Annotated in this window: 18 protein-coding genes; 5 read left to right on the top strand and 13 right to left on the bottom strand. The window is 65.4% G+C overall.

Features of this window, described 5'->3' with window-relative positions; all coding sequences use genetic code 11:
* Positions 1-67 precede the first annotated feature (67 nt).
* Positions 68-715: an NrsF family protein gene (locus EJC47_RS03205; protein ID WP_126845463.1), complete on the bottom strand. Its 648-nt coding sequence runs from the start codon at positions 713-715 to the stop codon at positions 68-70.
* A 288-nt stretch (positions 716-1,003) separates the two neighbouring features.
* Between EJC47_RS03205 and EJC47_RS20950 the strand changes: the two genes are divergently transcribed.
* Entirely contained in the window at positions 1,004-1,690 is a 687-nt protein-coding gene (locus tag EJC47_RS20950; protein ID WP_185867547.1) for a hypothetical protein, read from the top strand.
* Between the two features lie 218 nt (positions 1,691-1,908).
* Here EJC47_RS20950 and EJC47_RS03195 read toward each other — a convergent pair whose 3' ends face one another.
* Genes EJC47_RS03195 through EJC47_RS03180 form a run of 4 tightly spaced genes read right to left on the bottom strand, consistent with a single transcriptional unit; the run spans position 1,909 to position 4,220 of the window.
* Positions 1,909-2,373, bottom strand: coding sequence for a DoxX family protein (locus EJC47_RS03195; RefSeq protein ID WP_126845461.1), 465 nt, complete (start codon positions 2,371-2,373; stop codon positions 1,909-1,911).
* Positions 2,374-2,375: 2 nt separating this feature from the next.
* Positions 2,376-3,104: an HvfC/BufC N-terminal domain-containing protein gene (locus EJC47_RS03190; RefSeq protein WP_033963548.1), complete on the bottom strand. Its 729-nt coding sequence runs from the start codon at positions 3,102-3,104 to the stop codon at positions 2,376-2,378.
* Positions 3,097-3,930: an MNIO family bufferin maturase gene (gene bufB / locus EJC47_RS03185; RefSeq protein ID WP_126845460.1), complete on the bottom strand. Its 834-nt coding sequence runs from the start codon at positions 3,928-3,930 to the stop codon at positions 3,097-3,099. The genes EJC47_RS03190 and bufB overlap by 8 nt, the downstream gene beginning before the upstream one ends.
* A gap of 11 nt (positions 3,931-3,941) precedes the next feature.
* A complete protein-coding gene (locus tag EJC47_RS03180) occupies positions 3,942-4,220 on the bottom strand; it encodes a BufA1 family periplasmic bufferin-type metallophore (protein WP_033963547.1) in 279 nt (92 codons plus the stop codon).
* A 238-nt stretch (positions 4,221-4,458) separates the two neighbouring features.
* Here EJC47_RS03180 and bufA2 point away from each other — a divergent pair, with 238 nt between their 5' ends.
* Positions 4,459-4,737, top strand: coding sequence for a BufA2 family periplasmic bufferin-type metallophore (bufA2, locus tag EJC47_RS03175; protein ID WP_033963545.1), 279 nt, complete (start codon positions 4,459-4,461; stop codon positions 4,735-4,737).
* Between the two features lie 78 nt (positions 4,738-4,815).
* Here bufA2 and EJC47_RS03170 read toward each other — a convergent pair whose 3' ends face one another.
* The 4 genes from EJC47_RS03170 to EJC47_RS03155 form a co-directional block, all read right to left on the bottom strand.
* Positions 4,816-5,457, bottom strand: coding sequence for an NrsF family protein (locus EJC47_RS03170; RefSeq protein ID WP_126845459.1), 642 nt, complete (start codon positions 5,455-5,457; stop codon positions 4,816-4,818).
* On the bottom strand, positions 5,447-5,983 hold the full coding sequence (locus tag EJC47_RS03165) for a sigma-70 family RNA polymerase sigma factor (RefSeq protein WP_126845458.1): 537 nt from the start codon (positions 5,981-5,983) through the stop codon (positions 5,447-5,449). The genes EJC47_RS03170 and EJC47_RS03165 overlap by 11 nt, the downstream gene beginning before the upstream one ends.
* A gap of 189 nt (positions 5,984-6,172) precedes the next feature.
* A complete protein-coding gene (locus tag EJC47_RS03160; protein ID WP_260591459.1) occupies positions 6,173-7,123 on the bottom strand; it encodes a helix-turn-helix domain-containing protein in 951 nt (316 codons plus the stop codon).
* Between the two features lie 383 nt (positions 7,124-7,506).
* Positions 7,507-8,055, bottom strand: a complete 549-nt coding sequence (locus tag EJC47_RS03155) for a rhodanese-like domain-containing protein (RefSeq protein ID WP_209516010.1) — start codon at positions 8,053-8,055, stop codon at positions 7,507-7,509.
* A 93-nt stretch (positions 8,056-8,148) separates the two neighbouring features.
* Between EJC47_RS03155 and EJC47_RS03150 the strand changes: the two genes are divergently transcribed.
* Together EJC47_RS03150 and EJC47_RS03145 are read left to right on the top strand one after the other, a co-directional pair.
* On the top strand, positions 8,149-8,946 hold the full coding sequence (locus tag EJC47_RS03150; RefSeq protein WP_033963539.1) for a quinoprotein dehydrogenase-associated SoxYZ-like carrier: 798 nt from the start codon (positions 8,149-8,151) through the stop codon (positions 8,944-8,946).
* On the top strand, positions 8,947-9,894 hold the full coding sequence (locus EJC47_RS03145) for a quinoprotein relay system zinc metallohydrolase 1 (protein WP_126845456.1): 948 nt from the start codon (positions 8,947-8,949) through the stop codon (positions 9,892-9,894).
* A gap of 68 nt (positions 9,895-9,962) precedes the next feature.
* On the opposite strand, the gene acs is transcribed toward EJC47_RS03145, so the two are convergent.
* From acs to EJC47_RS03125, 4 genes are all read right to left on the bottom strand, one after another.
* Positions 9,963-11,915: an acetate--CoA ligase gene (gene acs / locus EJC47_RS03140; RefSeq protein ID WP_409574468.1), complete on the bottom strand. Its 1,953-nt coding sequence runs from the start codon at positions 11,913-11,915 to the stop codon at positions 9,963-9,965.
* On the bottom strand, positions 11,912-13,924 hold the full coding sequence (locus tag EJC47_RS03135; RefSeq protein ID WP_126845454.1) for a TonB-dependent receptor plug domain-containing protein: 2,013 nt from the start codon (positions 13,922-13,924) through the stop codon (positions 11,912-11,914). The genes acs and EJC47_RS03135 overlap by 4 nt, the downstream gene beginning before the upstream one ends.
* Before the next feature lie 80 nt (positions 13,925-14,004).
* Positions 14,005-15,432 carry a porin gene (locus EJC47_RS03130; RefSeq protein WP_126845453.1) on the bottom strand — a complete coding sequence of 476 codons (1,428 nt, stop codon included), beginning with the start codon at positions 15,430-15,432 and terminating at the stop codon, positions 14,005-14,007.
* Positions 15,433-15,543: 111 nt separating this feature from the next.
* Positions 15,544-16,509: a PQQ-dependent catabolism-associated beta-propeller protein gene (locus EJC47_RS03125; RefSeq protein ID WP_033963533.1), complete on the bottom strand. Its 966-nt coding sequence runs from the start codon at positions 16,507-16,509 to the stop codon at positions 15,544-15,546.
* Between the two features lie 147 nt (positions 16,510-16,656).
* On the opposite strand from EJC47_RS03125, the gene pedF reads away from it, so the two are divergent.
* Positions 16,657-17,070 carry a cytochrome c-550 PedF gene (gene pedF, locus EJC47_RS03120; RefSeq protein WP_052192066.1) on the top strand — a complete coding sequence of 138 codons (414 nt, stop codon included), beginning with the start codon at positions 16,657-16,659 and terminating at the stop codon, positions 17,068-17,070.
* Position 17,071: the final 1 nt, after the last annotated feature.

Genomic DNA, 17,071 nt, shown 5'->3' with positions numbered 1-17,071 from the left:
GGCGAGGGAAAAATGCGCCTCGTCCGGCTCGGCCGGGGTGCCAGCGACAAGGCTGGAGCCGCCGATCTCACCATCGCAGGAGGCGGGGACCCGCAACCGCGCCAAGCAACGTCGCAGCGGCAAGGCCAAGCGAGTACCAGAGCAGGACAAACCCCGGCGAGCTTTCGCTGCAGTGCAGCGCGTAGATCGTCGCACCGGTGCCGCCCGAGACGAGGCCCACCGCCGCGCCTGCCGCCCGCAGCCGTGTCGGTGCCAGCCGCGACATCGCCCACATCAACCCGACGAACACAGGCAGCGCGAGCGCGGCGACGTAGGCGGGGCACTGCCACCAGCTCGTCCCCATCCAGAACGCCTTGGAATCGCCGGCTGGGGCCGCGGCCCAGCGCATCGCGGCGATTGCCGCCAACGCCGCGACCGGGGGCCAAAGCAGCCGCGACCAGTGAAGCTTCGCCGCGTCGGGCCTGCTCAGCCGGTCAAGCGCCACGAAACCCAGGGACGCAATCGACGCTGTGTAAAGCAGCTTGATCCAGAACGACGGGGTGATGACAGCTGTCGCGATGTCGGGCCGAGGCCCAAGGCTGGGCCAGAAGAGCACCGCGACCCCGGCGACCACTGCGCCGGCGATGAGCCCCTTACGGAGAAGGATTTTCGTCGCCCCGCGCGGCACCGGCTGCAAGCCGCTGGATAGTTCAGCAATCAACGCTTCGGTATTCATGAAATGCTCCGTCGATCACTCGGCCGACGGGCCTCCACGCCGCGAGTCTTCCCTACATTCGGTGCACAGGAGCAATCGGTTACGCCGAACGAAGATTGAACGGAACCGCCCCGCCCCGGCCGCCGGATCGGGAGAGGCGAGCGTCTGATCCAGGAAACCGCTCCGCCAGCCCGTGCGATCGTCTTGTCGTTCGACGAGAAGAGCCAAATTCAGGCCCTCGACCGATCCCAGCCCGGCTTGCCGCTCAAGAAGGGGGCGTGTAAATCGGCGTCGGGGAGCGATTGAGGCGTGACCGTAGGTCTCACATTCACGAAGAGCGCCCGTCGGGTCGGGATCGTGGCGGCTAGCGGGACTGCTTTCCTTGGTGCCGTATACGTCGCGACGCTGATCGCTGGCCTTTTGTCGCTCCGGTCGCTGCAGCAACCGATTCCGGACCCGCTATTCTCTTTTCTGGAGATCGAGATCCTCTTGCTGATGCCGCTATTCGTCGCGCTTATGGTTTCGGTACATGCATGGGCCGGCGCGGGTGCCAAGGTGTTCAGCCTTATGGCTCTTGTCTTCGCGGGCGTCTTGGCGGGCCTGACATCCGCCTTACACTTCGTCATACTTATTGTCGGCCACCAAGCAGCGTTCTCCAAACTTTCGCCCCTGTTGCTGTCATTCAAATGGCCCTCGGTAGCCTATGCGATCGACATTCTTGGGTGGGACATTTTCTTCGCGCTCTCCGTGCTGTCGGCGGCTCCAGTCTTCAGCGGCGGTCGGCTCGCCACGACGATACGCGTGCTACTGGCAACCAGCGGGACGCTGGCGCTTGCCGGGCTGAGTGGCGTCGTCCTTGGCGACATGCGGTTCCGCAACATCGGAATCGTTGGTTACGCAGGTGTTTTTCCAAGCACGGCGGTGCTGCTCGCGATCCTATTTCAACAGTCGCCGCCTCAAAACGCCTGCCAGGCGGAACGCCCGGTAGTTTCGTAGCCCACTCACGATTGCGCCAGCGGATCACTTCCCGCTGACGTTCACCGCTACGCGCAGTGTGATCGCAGGCGGCGAGCCGGCAAAAATGCCGCAGCGCAAGGCCGTGCTGCCCCGCGCCAAGGTGCCAGATGTCCGCCGCCACCTTGCTGTGCAAGATTCCCCCCGCAGCATAGCAAAGCGCGCCGCGCCGCGAGAGCAGCGGCGCGCCCTGCCGGTGGTCAGTCTGCGGCATAATCCCGAGCCTTGCGCTCGCGCTTCGGATCCAGGCCCAGCAGATAGTCGAGCGAGAATTTGCCGCCGCCACGGAAGATGATCGGGAGCAGGAGGCCTGCCCAGCTCAAATGGGTCGGCCATGCGTCCGGGTAGACGAACACCTCGATGACCGTGGTCATGCCGAGCAGGCCCAGGGCGGCGACCCGGTTGAACAGGCCAAGGACCAGCAGGATCGGAAACAGATGCTCCTGGTAAGTCGCCAGATGCGCAGCGATGTGCGGGGGGATCAGCGGGATCTTATAGTCGGTCTCGAACAACGAGTACGTGCTGTCGGTGATGTGCAGAATACCATCGACCTTGGTCCGGCCCGACATGAAGAAGACCGCAGCGACTCCGAAGCGTGCGACCAGCAGCAGGATCGAGCCGGGAAACCGATCGAGCAGCGAGCAGAAGCGGGCATAGTGGTTCATTGTCATTCTCCCCTTGGAATATCTTCGGCGAAGGCGCCGGCGGACAGCAGCAATGCGAATGTCGAGGCGACGTCTCCGCCTTCGCTCGACGCGTTGGCAGCGGCCTCGGCGAGCGTCTTGCCCGCGAGAAAAGCTCTGGTCGGCCCGTCGATGACGCGGACCTCGACCGCATCGCTTGGGCGCGTGACGAGGATGATCTCCCGATCCCAGGCGATCGCATCGAGCGCGTCGGGTGGGGCGTCGGGCTGGTGCGCAAGCCATAGGCTCGCCGCCGGCATCAGCGCCTTCGCGATCCGCGTTGCGGGGTGCCAGTGCAGGGGCGCCTCGGGATCGATGCCTCGGGAAAGGGCCGCCGCATCCAGCGGCGGGCGGTCCGCGGCAAACAGCGCCTCGGTCACATTGCGTTCGAGCATCGCGACGGGCCCAAGATACGGTGCTTCCGCAAAGGGGGTCCAAGCGTCGACGAAGGGCCCGAACCTGTCGCCATAGAGGCACAGACGCGCCTCGCGTGGCGGTACCGCCTCGATATAGGAGGTTGCGCACGCGGCGAACGCTTCCTCTCCAACCATGGCCGCCGTCACCGGGTAATTGGCGAACAGCGCGTCGCGCGCCGCCTTGCTTGCGGTATTGCGATGGACCGCGAGCGCGCGCCGCATCGCGGGGTCGTTCGACGGATCCGGGGAGGCGAGCATCGTGCCGAAGGCGTGCTGGAAATCGGCGGCATCAAGCATCGATCGACATCCTCTGCTCGAGCAGGCGGTGGGCGCGGTCGCGCTCCAGCATCAGATCCTGGAAGGGTGGCATTTCGTCATCGCGTTCGATCAGGGTCGGACGCGGCCCGACGCGGTCGATCAGGCGCTGATAGAGCAGCCAGACGGGGTCGGAGACCGGCGCATCGTGGCTGTCGATCAGCAACCCGCTATCAGGGTCGGGATCGGGGCGATGCCCGGCGAGATGGACTTCGCCGATGATCGACGCCGGGATCGCGTCGAGCCGAACCTCGGGCGAGAACCGTAGGTTGGCGGCGCTGACGAAGATGTTGTTCACATCGACCAGCAAACCGCATCCGGTGCGCTGGGCCAGCTCCGACAGGAAGGTCGCTTCGTCGAGTTCGTGTCCGGGCAAGTCGATATAGAGGGAGGGGTTCTCGACCATGATCGAACGGCCGAGCGCGTCCTGCACGCGCGCCACGTTATCCGCCGTGATGTCGAGTGCCTGGCGTGTGCGCGGGAATGGCAGGAAGTCCGAATGATGAACACCGTCCCATTTTTGCCATGCGAGATGGTCGGAGATGGCGGCCGGGCGGATCAGGTCAGCGAGGGCCCGCAGCCTGCGGAGGTGATCCTCCGCAGGCGGTTCCACCGACGCCAGCGAGAGGCCGACGCCGTGGAGCGAGATCGCGAAGCGCTCCGCCAGCGCGACGAGCGCTCGCAGGCGCGGTCCGCCATCGACCATGTAGTTTTCGGCGTGGACCTCGAACCACAGGCCCGGGTTACGCGCCGTCAGCGCTTCATCGAGATGCTCGAGCTTGAAACCCAGGCCTGCGGTCATGATCATCGGTCGACTCCTCAGGCGCCCGGCGTGAGCGAGCCGAAGCCCTTGGGAGTCTTGATCTTGGCGCAGGTGCCGGCCGGCACGAGCTTCCACGCGTCCTTCTGATAGTTGACCTTGGAAGTGCCCGCGCAGGTGGTGCCGGCACCGGCCTTGCAGTCGTTCTTGCCGGCCTTGGCGACGCCGTAGCATTTCTCCATCGGCTTGCTCGCCTGGGCGTGGGCGGCCGTGGTGGCACCGGCTGCGAGGGACGCGAGCAGCAGGGCGCTGAGCGCGGTGGTGGTACGACTTGTCATCTTACGGTCTCCAATTCAGCCTCACGTGCGGCGGTCCGTCGGGAAGGGAGGGAGCGCCGCACGGTGGTCCGGGAGGCTGACAGGGTCGGACCACGACGATGAGTCCGCTGGGACGCGCGCCCCGGTTACAGGTCGCCCCCGCAGTTAGATTTTAAAATGCGTCTGTAACCGCCCGTCATCGCGCGGCGAAAACATGGCTGCCACTCGGCAAGTCAACGTCTCAATTCAGGAGTTTGCTATGAAGACCTTCAAGACCGGCGCTGCCATCGCCTCCGCCGCCGCCATGCTCGCCTTCGCAGGTGTCGCATCCGTGAGCCCGGCGCAGGCTGCTGGCGCACACGCATCGGGCAAGGTGCAGCCCTGTTACGGCGTCAATTCGTGCAAGGGCCAGTCGGACTGCAAGTCGGGCACGCATGACTGCAAGGGCCAGAACGACTGCAAGGGCCAGGGTTTCAAGGACCTCTCCGCCAAGTCGTGCGCCAAGATGGGCGGCAGCCTCACCCCGAAGGCGGGCTGAACAGCCGTTGGGCTCGGTTGAACGGCCGGCCCGACTTACGCGGAATATCGTCCGGCGGCGTAAAGCTGTCGGGCGGTATTACCAGCGTGAGGTCAAGGGGAGGATGGCACGCGCGACCAGCGTGATGGCCGCGCAACCGAGTGCGTACCAGAACACGATGTAGAAGGGATCGTCGCTCGGGCAGTGAAAGGCGAAGATAAATGCGCCCCACGCGGCTGCGGCTACGCCGACGGCCGATGCGCTCGCCTCAAGATCGGTCGGCGCACCTCGGCGCATCATATATCCAAGGGCGATCACGGGCGGAACCGAAAGGACCGTCATGACGGCCAGGCACTCGACGCCCATTCGCCACATCAATCGGGCAGCGAGCCCATCCAGGCCTTGACCGGCAACGTCGATAACCACGCCGACCAAGACGATCGCCGTGAGGGCAAGCCCCCAGCGGCGAAGCCCCTTTCGTGGCATGGACACCGGGCTGAAGGACTGCAAAGCGACATTCACGCCAATAAGTGCGAGGACTCCGAGCCCCGCCATCTTCCACCAGAAGGCCGCACGGCCGAGCGCCGCGCCGAGATCGGGCCGGATCGTGCCAAGCGCCAGGAAGCCGACGAGTTCGACGACGGCTAGTATGAGGAGGGTGACAAATTGGGGGCCGAGCCTCGGCCGGGGCACCGGACGAAGATCCCCTACCAGTTTATCGATCAGCGCATCATTCGACATCGGCTTGCTTCTGAACAATCATGGCTAACCGCGCCAGCCCCCGGTGGATATTCACCTTGATAAGGGATCCGGACTGGCCGGTCCTTTCGGAGGCTTCCTCAACCGAAAAACCCTCGATTTTCACGAGCCGAATCGCTTCGGCCTGTGCGGGTTTCAACTCGGTCATCAACCGCGCCAAAATCACCGAGCTGGTCACGTTGTGCTCATGGTCCTCAACAGCGATCTCTTCAGGGAGTTCCTCGGTCCGGGAGCGGCTCATCGACCGCAGGCGATCGATCCATTTGTACCGGGCGACCGCCATCAGCCACGGCTTGAACGGCCTTTCCGGGTCGTAGGTGTGCCGCTTTTCGTGGATTGCAATCAGCGTGTCCTGAACGGCATCTTCCACCATAGCGGGGGGAAGGCGGCGTGCGTAAAAACCCTTCAGCCAATGCCTGATCTCGTCCAGCAGCCGCCGATAGGCGGCGGCATGCCCCTCTTGGGCCGCAGCCATCAATTGACCCCATTGGTCCGCGGTCTCGCTCATCGACGAGCTCCCCGGCACCAGGACCGCAGCGCTGGCCGATCGTTGAACCGCAAGACGAAGGTGGGGTTGCACGTCCCGTCATTCGGCGGAACCGGCTGGACGGTTACAGTCTCGCCCAAAATAAAAACGCGTGGGGTCTTTTTGCACGCCACCGATATGCGTCGTGCTCTCACTGCCGAAAACTTTCGCTCATTGCGCATCCTGGGCATCCCCGTTCAGGCCGTTCCGGCGCATGCGCGTCGGATCGATGCCGAATGCGTTGCGAAAGCTGCGACTGAAATGGCTGCGGCTGGCGAAGCCCGCATGATTGGCGATGTCGGAGATCGAAAGGTCCGTCGACAAGACGAGCTGCCGCGCTTTGTCGAGCCGCGCGCGGCTCACGAATTCCATCGGCGGCGATCCAACCGTCTCCGCAAAGACTTTCGCGAATTTGGACCTGCTCATGCCGGCCGCGCGGGCAAGATCGGCCAGACTATGATGTGAGGCCGGATCCTCGACGACCCGCGCCACCGCCCGCGCCAGGGACGGTCGCTCGAACAGGCCGGGGAGGACTTCCCGCGAGCCACGCTCCTGAGCGGATCGGCGCAATGCCAGGATCAGGCACGCCTTCATCAGCGATCCGATGAGTGCTTTGCTCCCCAGTGCCGCGACGCCCGTTTCACGAAGGATCGTCGAGAAGGCGACGCCAACGACCGGTTCATCGGCGACATACGAACAGATCGGCTCTTTCAGCCCCTCGAACGGCCCGAACGATCCACCGATGTCGGCCTTGATCTGGCCGCAGGCGACAACGACGCTGCCCGGGCTTCCCATCGTAGCGTCGTAGTGCATCAAGCCGTCGCGCCGCCTGCTGCATGTCTCCTGCGAAGTGAGGATCTTGGAGGGCGTGGCCGAACCGCCGATCACCTGATCGATATATGCCGGTACCAGGACCACGCTGCCCACCGGTGCCTCGATGCACGCGCCGTCGGCGAGGCCGAGATAGAGCGTACCCGCGAGAATGAAGTGGACCTCGATCTTGTCGAGCTGCTTGATTTCAATCGCCGAGGTCGCGGTGAACTCGCAGACTGCGAACTCCTTCACGTTCACCGCGAGCGCAGCAAGAATCTGGTCGATCGCAGCGTCGTTCATAACCGGCATAGTGTGCCGTTTTGTCGCAATGATTCCAGACGATTCGCAACGAAGACAAAAATACGGATGATGCGGCACGTCGGTGGATGATCCGGCACGGGCGCATGCGTACAGGCTCGATTATCGATACGGCACGCGTTGGGAGTTCCAAAGAACGGCAGCGACGCGGCTGCAGCCATCCGCATGAAGTCCAGGGCCGCCCTTTGGTACGCTCGTTCGTATTCGCTGGTCATCGTACTCAATGGGCGGCGGCGCTGCCTGCTCAGCGTCATCGACGACTACAGCCGGGAATGCCCGGTGCCAGGACACCGGCGTCGAGTGGCACGACTGGCGTCTCTCTTGCGCGCCTGACGAACCATCGCAGGTCCAAGCGACACTCCATAAAATTCGGTTCATCCCGCTGGAACCGTCAGCGTCACGGCAAAGCCCGCCTCCTTCCAACCGTCGAGCCCGTCGGCGAACCAGCGTATGTCGGGCAGCCCTGCGCGATGCAGGCGCAGTGCGGCGTTCCAGCTCATCCAGCAATCGGCCTGGCAGAACACGACAAGCGGGCGATGGGGGTGCCGGGCAGCCAGACGGCGCACGCCGAGCAGCATGGCTTGCTCGATCCCGGGGTCGAGTTCGCCGCGCCCGCTCTCGGCGAACCAATGCGCGCCTGGGATCGAGGCATGCGGCTCGGCAAGACTCCATCGTCCGGTCTCGACGTCGCGGAGCGCACCGGGTGCAGGATTGACGTCGATAAAAATGGCACCCGCCCGCCACAAGGCATGTGCCTGCGCGACGTCGACGCGCCTGACACCTTCGGGGATTGAAGGGATCACGCCGCGATAATGGCTCATTCGATAACCTGTAATCGGATCGAACAGTGGGGCTTCGGCTGGGGGGCGGGAGTCGGCCTGTACCACACCCCCGGTCGAGGCTAGCACTGCCACCGCAAGCATGATTGCCCTTCGCATCCGCAACGCTCCGCTTGGCCCAAAGTCGCATAGTAGCAGGCGTCGCCGCGCTGCTAAGCTGTGCTTTGGGAGAAGATTATGGTCGTATCGTCGCTACCCTGGATCGGGGGGCTATTGCTGGCGCTGGCACCGCTACCGGCGCACGCGACCCTGCCCGCCGATCCGCTCGGATCGCCGATGTGGCAGCGATTGGGCGACACGCTGTTCGGCAACGACCCCGTCCGCTTCGACGATCGCGTTCATGTGATCTTTCCCGAAATCGCCGAAAACCAGACCAGCTTTCCCGTGACAGTCGACGCGCGCGGCATTGAGGGGGTGAAGCGTATCCTGCTGTTCGCCGACCTTAACCCAATTCCGCTTGCGATCGATTATACGCTCGCCGGTGCCCGGGCGTTTCTTGCGACGCGAATCAAGCTCGACCAGCGCACCCCGGTGCGCGGTGCGGTGCAGCTCGCCGATGGCAGTTGGCTCGTCGGCGGCGGCTGGATCGATGCAGCGGGCGGGGGCTGCTCGACCCCGCCGACAAGTCGTGTCAGGGGCGATTGGGCAGACCATCTCGGCGAAGTCCGCGGTGTCGCGGTGCGCGGGGCCGACGGCACACACATCCGGGTGGCCTTCCGCCACCCGATGGATACCGGCTTCGTCGCGAACATCCCGACGTACAATCTCGACACGCTCACCCTGAGCGGGGCGGGCAAGGCATACGGAACGATGCGGATCGAGGCGTCGGTCGCCGAGGATCCGACGATCTCGATCATCGCCGAGACAGCAGCGGGCGAGACGGTGGCCGTGCGCGCCAGCGACACCAACGGGATCCGCTATGACGGGTCGCTCGCGGTGCGCGAGGCGACACCCGCGCTGGCCGCGGTCCGCTAGATGATCGATCGCCGGATCGCATTGGCGGGTCTGCTTGGCGCGATCGCGCTGCCGGCCCACGCCCAGCCGCTCGCCTATCGGATCAATCCCGAGAAGGTTGCCGATGGGCTGTGGGTCGTGCGAGGCGTCGATGCGCCGATCGCGATGGCCAATGGTGGCGCGATCGCCAATATCACGATTCTCGCAACCGAGGGCGGGACCGTGCTCGTCGATTGCGGCCCGTCGCTGCGCTATGGCGTCGCGCTCAAGCAGGCGGCCCAAGCGCTGACCGGCCAGCCGGTGGTTCGCGTCTATCTGACCCATCTCCACCCCGACCATATTTATGGTGCCGCCGCTTTCGCGCCCGGGATCGTCGCGGCCACGCCACAATTGGCGAACCTCTTGAAGAGCGAGGGTGCCGGCTTTTCTGATGGGATGTACCGGCTGCTCGGCGATTGGATGCGCGGGACCGAATTCACGCCGCCGGGCACGATCCTGACGGCCGATCGCGAGACATTCGGGACACGGCGGTTTCGACTGCTCCCGCTGGCGGGGCACAGCCCGGCCGACCTCGCGATCCTCGACGAAGCGAGCGGAACGCTGATCGCAGGCGACCTCGTGTTCCATGATCGCGCGCCCTCCACCCCACATGCCGACCTGGCGAAATGGCACGATTCGCTGAAGACGCTCGAAGCGTTGGGTCACAAGCGCGTCGTGCCGGGACATGGCCCGGTCGATCCCACCCCCGCCACTGCGATCGTCCAGACGCGCGACTGGCTCGACTGGCTCGCCGCCACACTGCGCGCGTCGGTCATCGCCGGCGACGACAATGTCGCGGCGGGCAACGTCATGATCCCGGCGCGTTTCGCGACGCTGCAGGCCGCGCGCTACGAACTGCAGCGCTCCGTCGCTCATCTCTATCCGGGGCTTGAGGCCGAGCTCCTGCCCCGGATCGACGCAGGGCGCTGACGCTCCGCATAGGCTCCTGCGCACACGGAGCGCTCTCTTTCGCGCGGCAACACGGCGAGACGCGTGTGTTATCCGACGCGGTTGGCGATCAAATCGTCGACCACCGCCGGGTCGGCCAGCGTGCTGGTATCGCCGAGCGTGGCGATGTCCCCCTCGGCGATCTTGCGCAGGATCCGGCGCATGATCTTGCCGGACCGCGTCTTGGGCAGGCCGGGGGTGAACTGGATCGCGTCGGGCGTTGCGATCGGGCCGATTTCGGTGCGGACCCACGCCACCAGATCCTTGCGCAACGCTGCGCTCGGCACCTCGCCGGTATTGAGCGTGACATAGGCGTAAATCCCCTGCCCCTTGATGTCGTGTGGGAAGCCAACCACCGCCGCCTCGACGACGGCGCGGTGCAGCACGAGCGCCGATTCCACCTCGGCAGTTCCCATGCGATGCCCCGAAACATTGATGACGTCATCGACGCGGCCAGTGATCCACCAATACCCGTCGGCGTCCCGTCGTGCGCCGTCACCGGTGAAATAGACGCCGGGATAGGCCGAGAAATAGGTCTCGAAAAAGCGCGCATGGTCGCCCCAGACGGTTCGCATCTGCCCCGGCCAGCTCCGCGTGAGGACGAGATTGCCCTCGATCGCTCCCTCGAGCACCACGCCCGCCGCATCGACCAGCGCCGGCTCGACCCCGAAAAACGGGACACTCGCCGCACCGGGCTTGAGCGGCGTCGCACCGGGCAGCGGCGTAATCATGTGCCCGCCGGTCTCGGTTTGCCACCATGTATCGACGATCGGGCAGCGCCCCTCACCGACGATCTCATGATACCAGCGCCACGCCTCGGGATTGATCGGCTCGCCGACCGAACCGAGCAGGCGGAGCGAGGCGCGACTGGTCTGCGTGACGAAGCCGTCGCCCTCGCGCATCAGCGCACGTAGCGCGGTCGGCGCGGTATAGAGTTGCGTCACCTGATGGCGATCGACCACTTGCCAGATCCGCGCCGGGGTCGGCCAGTTGGGCACGCCCTCGTACATCAGCGTAGTAACGCCGTTGGCGAGCGGGCCATAGACGATATAGCTGTGCCCGGTGACCCACCCGATGTCGGCGGCGCACCAATAGGTGTCGCCGTCGCGGCAATCGAACACGCAGGCATGGGTATAGGCCGCCCAGAGCAGATAGCCGCCGGTGGTGTGAAGCACGCCCTTGGGCTTGCCCGTCGATCCCGACGTGTAGAGCAGGAACAGCGGATCTTCCGCGTTCATCCATTCGGGCGGGCACTCGGCATCCACCTGCGCCGCGGCCTCGTGATACCAGACGTCGCGTCCGTCCTGCATCGCGACGGGGCCGCCGGTCGCGCGCAGCACGATCACCGTGTCGAGGCAGGTGGTGAGTTTGGCGGCGGCATCGACATTGGCCTTGAGCGGGACGCATTTGCCGCCGCGACAGCCCTCGTCGGCGGTGATGACGATATGGCTGTCGCAATCGGTGATCCGCCCGGCCAGCGCCTCGGGCGAAAAGCCGCCGAAGACGATGGAATGGATCGCGCCGATTCGCGCGCACGCCAGCATCGCGAACGCCGCCTCGGGGATCATCGGCAGATATAGCGTTACGCGGTCACCCTTACGCACGCCCTGCGCCTTCAGCACGTTGGCGAAGCGGCACACTTCGGCATGGAGTTCGGTAAAGGTGATGTGGCGCGCAGGGCGATCGGGAGCGTCGGGCTCCCACACGATCGCGACCTGATCGCCGCGCGTCGCGAGATGCCGGTCGATGCAATTGACCGAGACGTTGAGCACCCCATCGGCGAACCAGCGCACGCCGAAATCGGCTTCGTGGAAACTGCTCTGATTGGCCACGCTCGGCGGGGTGAACCAGTCGAGCCGTTCTGCCTGTTCGAGCCAAAACCGATCGGCGTCGTCGAGCGAGCGGGCATAGTCCGTCGCATAGCGTTCCGCGGTGATCGTCGCCTCGGTCGCCCAGTTGGTCGGAACGGGATAGATATCTGGCGTCACGTCTGTCTTCCTCATCGCAAGCGCACGCCGATCCACAGCGTGCGCGGGGTGCCGACGTCGATCGATCCCGCCGCGTTGCGGGTGATCACCGTTTCGCCGGAAAGATTTTCGCCGCGCAGGACGACCGCCACACGCCTGGCGACGGGCAGTGTGAGCACCCCGTCGAGCGTCGTCGCGGACGGGAGCACGTCGGTCTGCAGATCGTCCTCATATTGCTTGCCGACATAGCGCGCGGTGAGCGAGGCGGCGAAACCACGCGGCGATGCCCAGGCGAGCGTCGCGCTGCCGCTGTGCCGCGGGCTCTGCGCCGGGATGAAGCCATCAAGCTGTCGCGATGCACCCGATGCGTGGACCCGGCTGTCGCTGAACGCATAGGAGCCATCGACCGAAAAGCGCCCGCGCGCGGCCCGCGCGGTGAACTCGATCCCCTTGGCGACGATCGCATCGACGTTGCGGCGTTGGCGCAGATTGGGCCCGATCGTGACGTTGGCGATCGCGCCGTCGAGGCGGTTGTAGAAGCCGGTGATCCCGAGGGTGACGCCAGCGACCGGCGTGAGGTCGAGCCCGGCCTCGGCTCCGCGCAGCCGTTCGAGCCCGAGCGCCGCATTGGCTTGCGTGGTAATCGGGAAAACCACAAACGGGCGATAGAGTTCGTTGAGCGTCGGCAAGCGGAAGCCGGTATAACCCGCCGCGCGCAGCGCGAGTGCGTCGCTCGCGTGGAACAGCGCGCCCGCGCGCCCGGTGCCCTCAAACCCATGACGGTCGGGATAGCGCGTGTCGGTGGTCGTCGCGCCTGTCGCGCTGGCCTCGTGGAAGAAGCCCTGGGTGATCGTCCAGCGATCGCCACGAACACCAGCGGTCAGCACCAGTCGCCCGAGCGTCCAGTCATCCTCGACGAACAGGCCGGTCGTGCTGGTATGTCCCCCGGCATTGCGCCGCGCGGTGACCGCGCCGCTCGCGGCATAGGCGTCTTCGTACAATTCGCCGTCGCCGAGCCGGACATCGGCACCGATGCGCAGAACATGGTCGGCCCCGACCGGCGGGCGCAGCTCGATCTTGCCGCCAACCCCCGTCGCCGGCGTGTTGCGCTGGTCGAGCGTGAGCTTGAAGCTGGTCGCGCTGATTACGCGGTTGGAAAAATTGCGCGCCTGGACATATGCCAGCGCATCGATCGCCCAATCCCCGCGATGGATTAGCCGGACGCTGGCATCCTCCCCCTCGCTGCTGCTGTTCGCGCCGACAAAGCGGAGCGTCCGCTCGTCGCGATACAGCAGACCGCGCACCTGGAGTTCGGTCTGCGCATCGATCGGCACGACCGCGCGAATGGTGCCCGATCCATCCCGGTAGCGCGCGCGGACGGTCGCGGCGGTGAACTGGGATGGCGGCGTGGTGTAAAAACCGTCGCCGCGCTCGAACTTGCCCGACACGCTGACGAACCCGCCGCCAATATCGGGCGAGACACTTGCCGACACTTCCTGCGCGTTGTTGCTGCCGTAGAAGGCCTCCGCCGCAATCGTCGGCAGGTCGTGGCGGGTCGCACTCGCCAGCTCGATTGTCCCCGCGACGGCACCGGCACCGAACGCACCCGCGCCGCCGCCGCGCGTCACGCGCACGCCAGCGAGCCGATCCGCCGAGATCGCATTGAAGGGAATGTACCCGAAGAACGGATCGGCCAGCGGGACACCGTCGAGCAGCACAAGCGCGCGGCTCGACGCATTGCCGCCGAGCGCGCGCAACGTCACACCCTGCGCCGAAGGGTTGGCCGAGCGACTGTCCGATCGGCGGAATTGCTGGAACCCCGCAACGTCGAGCAGCACGTCCTCGACCCGCCCAGTCGCATCGCTGGTCAAGCGCGAACGGCCGATCGTTACCGAGCCATAGGCCGGCATCCCCGGCGGAAGCGGAAGCGGCTGGCCGAGCACCACGATATCGGCGGGATCGGCAGACGGTGCGGGGCTTTGCTGCGCGAGCGCAGACGATGGAACCACCAACGCCAGCAACGGAAGGAATGACGAGCGACGCATGACGGGCCGGCGCTTTCAAAATAGGACGGGTGGCGAGATGGGTTCAATCGAACCGCCCCCGCCACCGCATAGTTGCACAATTAGAAGAACAGGATCGACCCGACCGATACGGTATTGGACTTGGCCTCGTTCGGGCCCTGCGCCTCCGCCTTGGTATGGATATATTCGGCGAGCAGCGTAACCCAGCTCGTCAGGCCGTAGCGTAGCTGTCCAACCCAGCTGCTATTCTTGTCGAGCAACGTCGGGTTGACCTCGCCACGCGCGAGATCGAGCTTGCTCTGCCCATAGCTCCCCGCGACCGTGAACTTGTCGAAGGTCAGGCTGGCCTGACCGTAAAAGCCGCTGCTGTCACGCTTGCGCCCGAGCGCATCGGTCGAGAAGACGAACAGCGCCGTCGTCCCCAGCCCCGACCCGCCATAATAATAACCGAGCACATTCAGCGGACCATAGCCGAGCTTGCCACCGACATCGAAGCCGCTGCCGGTATAGCTCGGCGTGCCGGCAAAGCCGTCATGCTTCTGCGTAATGCCCGACGCCCACAGGTGACCCGTGAATGTGTCGGCTTTGAAGTCATAGGTGACCTTACCCTGAAAACCGGGCGTGCCGTTGACCTCGGCCCCGCCCGTCAGCGTCGACAACGGCTGGAAGATTCCTGCCGACGCCTGAAAGCCGCCGAACACGGGCGTGGTGTAGGTGATCTGCGGCTGGAAGTCGGTGTAGATATAGCCGATCCCGATCCGCCCGAGCGAGGTGTTCGACGGGCCCGCATTGCTGCCCGGCGTGCCAACCGACAGCAGGGTGATATCGTTCAGAATCGCATCGGACCCGAACAGGCCGATGTCACGCCCGAGCTTGAAGGTGCCGAGATGCGGCTTGCCGATCGTCATATAGGTCTGCCGGGCATCGATCCCTGCGGTCGCCAGCGCGACTGGCGCACCGGCGGCGTTGGCACCATTGCCGCCGTACGAATTGCTGTTGATGCCGGGATAGAAGCCGAAGTGCGCGGCAATGTCCCAGCCGCCCTGGTTGGTCGACACGTCGAGCCCGAAGATGCCCGGCAGCAGCCCGTTGCGGATCGCCGAACTGTTCTGCGGGCCGGTATTGGCGAGACCGCCGACGACCGTCGTGCCGGCAAGGCGCTTATCGGGCGAATCATGCGTATAGAAGGCGTTGACCGAGCCCGAGAACTTCACCGTCACGCCGCCGACTTCCATGCCGATCCCGCTGCTCGTCATCCGCACCAGCCGTTTGTCGTCGAGCTGCGCGGCAGCTGCGGCCTGCGGCTCGGCGGTCGGGTTGGTCGCGACTGCAGCGGGTTGTGGGGCGGGTGGCGCGGCGGGTGGCTTGCGCGCGATCAGATCGTCATATTCGGTCTGCGTCAGGATGCCCTTCTCCTTCAGCCGCAGCAGCAGGGCGCTGGTCGTGTCGTCTTGCGCGAATGCGGGCGTCGCGCCCGCCAGCAATGCGGCCGCGCAGACCGCCTGCAGCAATGTTGTGGTGCCCCTCACGGATATCCTCCCCCTGATAGCGGCCCGCCTTTCGCGGTGCCTGTGCGCCAACGCTGCGCCCGCGGCGGCGATCGGGGAATTGGACTTTGGTGCGTGGTGCGCGGCGTCCGATCAGGGCGCGACGACGACGCCCCAGGGCGCGCGGCCCACAGCAATCGTCGCGATCACGGCCTTGGTCGCGAGATCGACCACCGAGACATTGTCCGAAAGTCCATTGGCCGAAAAGACGCGGCTCCCTGCGGCATCGATCGCGGAGTGCCACACGCGCCGCCCGACCGGGATGTATCCGGTCACCGTCGCGCTCGCGACGTCGACGATTGCAAGCGTATCGGCGCGCCCCAACGCGACGACGGCCTGTTTGCGGTCGGGCGTGAAGCGGATACCGACCGGCATGATCTTGTCCTTGAACACCCCCGGCGGCGCGAAGGCGATCGTTTTGGTCACCGCGTGGCTGGTCGTGTCGAGAATCTGCACTTCGCCACCGATTTCCGAACTGACCCACAGCGCCTTGCCGTCGGCGGTGAATTCGGCGTGGCGCGGGCGCATCCCGACCGCAGTCTGCGCAAAGTCCTTGTGGCTGGCGAGATCGATCCAATGCACCGAGTCATCGGTCTCCGAGGTCGAGACAACCGTCTTGCCGTCGGGGCTGACCGCCATCCCTTCGGGTTCGACCCCGACATCGACTTGCCAGGCGACGACATGCTTGGCGACATCGATCGCGGTCACCGCAGCGTCGCGTTCGTTCGCCGCGAACAGCATGGTACCGTCGGGCGATAGCGCGAACTGCTCGGGGTCCTCGCCCGACGGCAAGTCAGCGACGACCTTGCCCGTCGCGCGGTCGATGACTTGCACGGCATTGTCGTCGCTCGCGCAGACATAGAGAAACTTGCCGTCGCGCGAGAGGACGATGCCGCGCGGGCGCTTGCCGATCGGCCAGGTCGCCACGACCTTGAGCGACGTCGCGTCGATCACGGTGATACTGTTTCCCTTTTCATTGGAGACGTAGACCGTCTCGGCGCGCGCACTCCCCCCGAAAGCGAGAGCGCAAAGCAAGGGCAGGGTAAGACAAATCCGCATGAGACGGGTCTAGTCCAATCGCGCGCGGGCGCATGCTGTACCTAAGTGCAATAGGGTCGCAGGCCTGCACCCGCCTACATCCCCGACTCAATCGCGAAGACCGCGAAAGCCGTGGAGAGGAAGCCGATGAAGATCCCCAGCCTGTCGATGCTCGCTTTGCTTGTGGCGACGGGACTTGCCACCGCGCTGATCGGCAATGCGGTCTTCGCGCATGGCAATGTGCTGCCGCAACCGGTCGACACGAGCGCCCTGCCCGACATTGGCGAGGCATGGCTCGTCAAAAATCCGTATCGCGGCAATGCGACCGCGATCAAGATCGGCGAATCGGCATATGGCCAGAATTGCGCCCGCTGCCATGGCCTTGAAGCGATGTCGGGCGGCATTGCGCCCGATCTGCGCTATCTCGATGTCGGCGAAGCGGGCGACGAGTGGTTCATCAATCGCTACCAGCATGGCTCGGCGCGCGACGGCAAGGTCTATATGCCGCCGCTCGGCGATGTTCTCGGGCAGAAAGCCGGCTGGGCGATCCGCTCCTGGCTCGACACCAAGCACCAGGATTAGT

This window comes from Sphingomonas sp. TF3, assembly GCF_003985085.1.
In the GTDB taxonomy this organism is placed as follows: Bacteria; Pseudomonadota; Alphaproteobacteria; order Sphingomonadales; family Sphingomonadaceae; genus Sphingomonas.
This window is presented reverse-complemented; position numbering and strand designations above follow the sequence as displayed.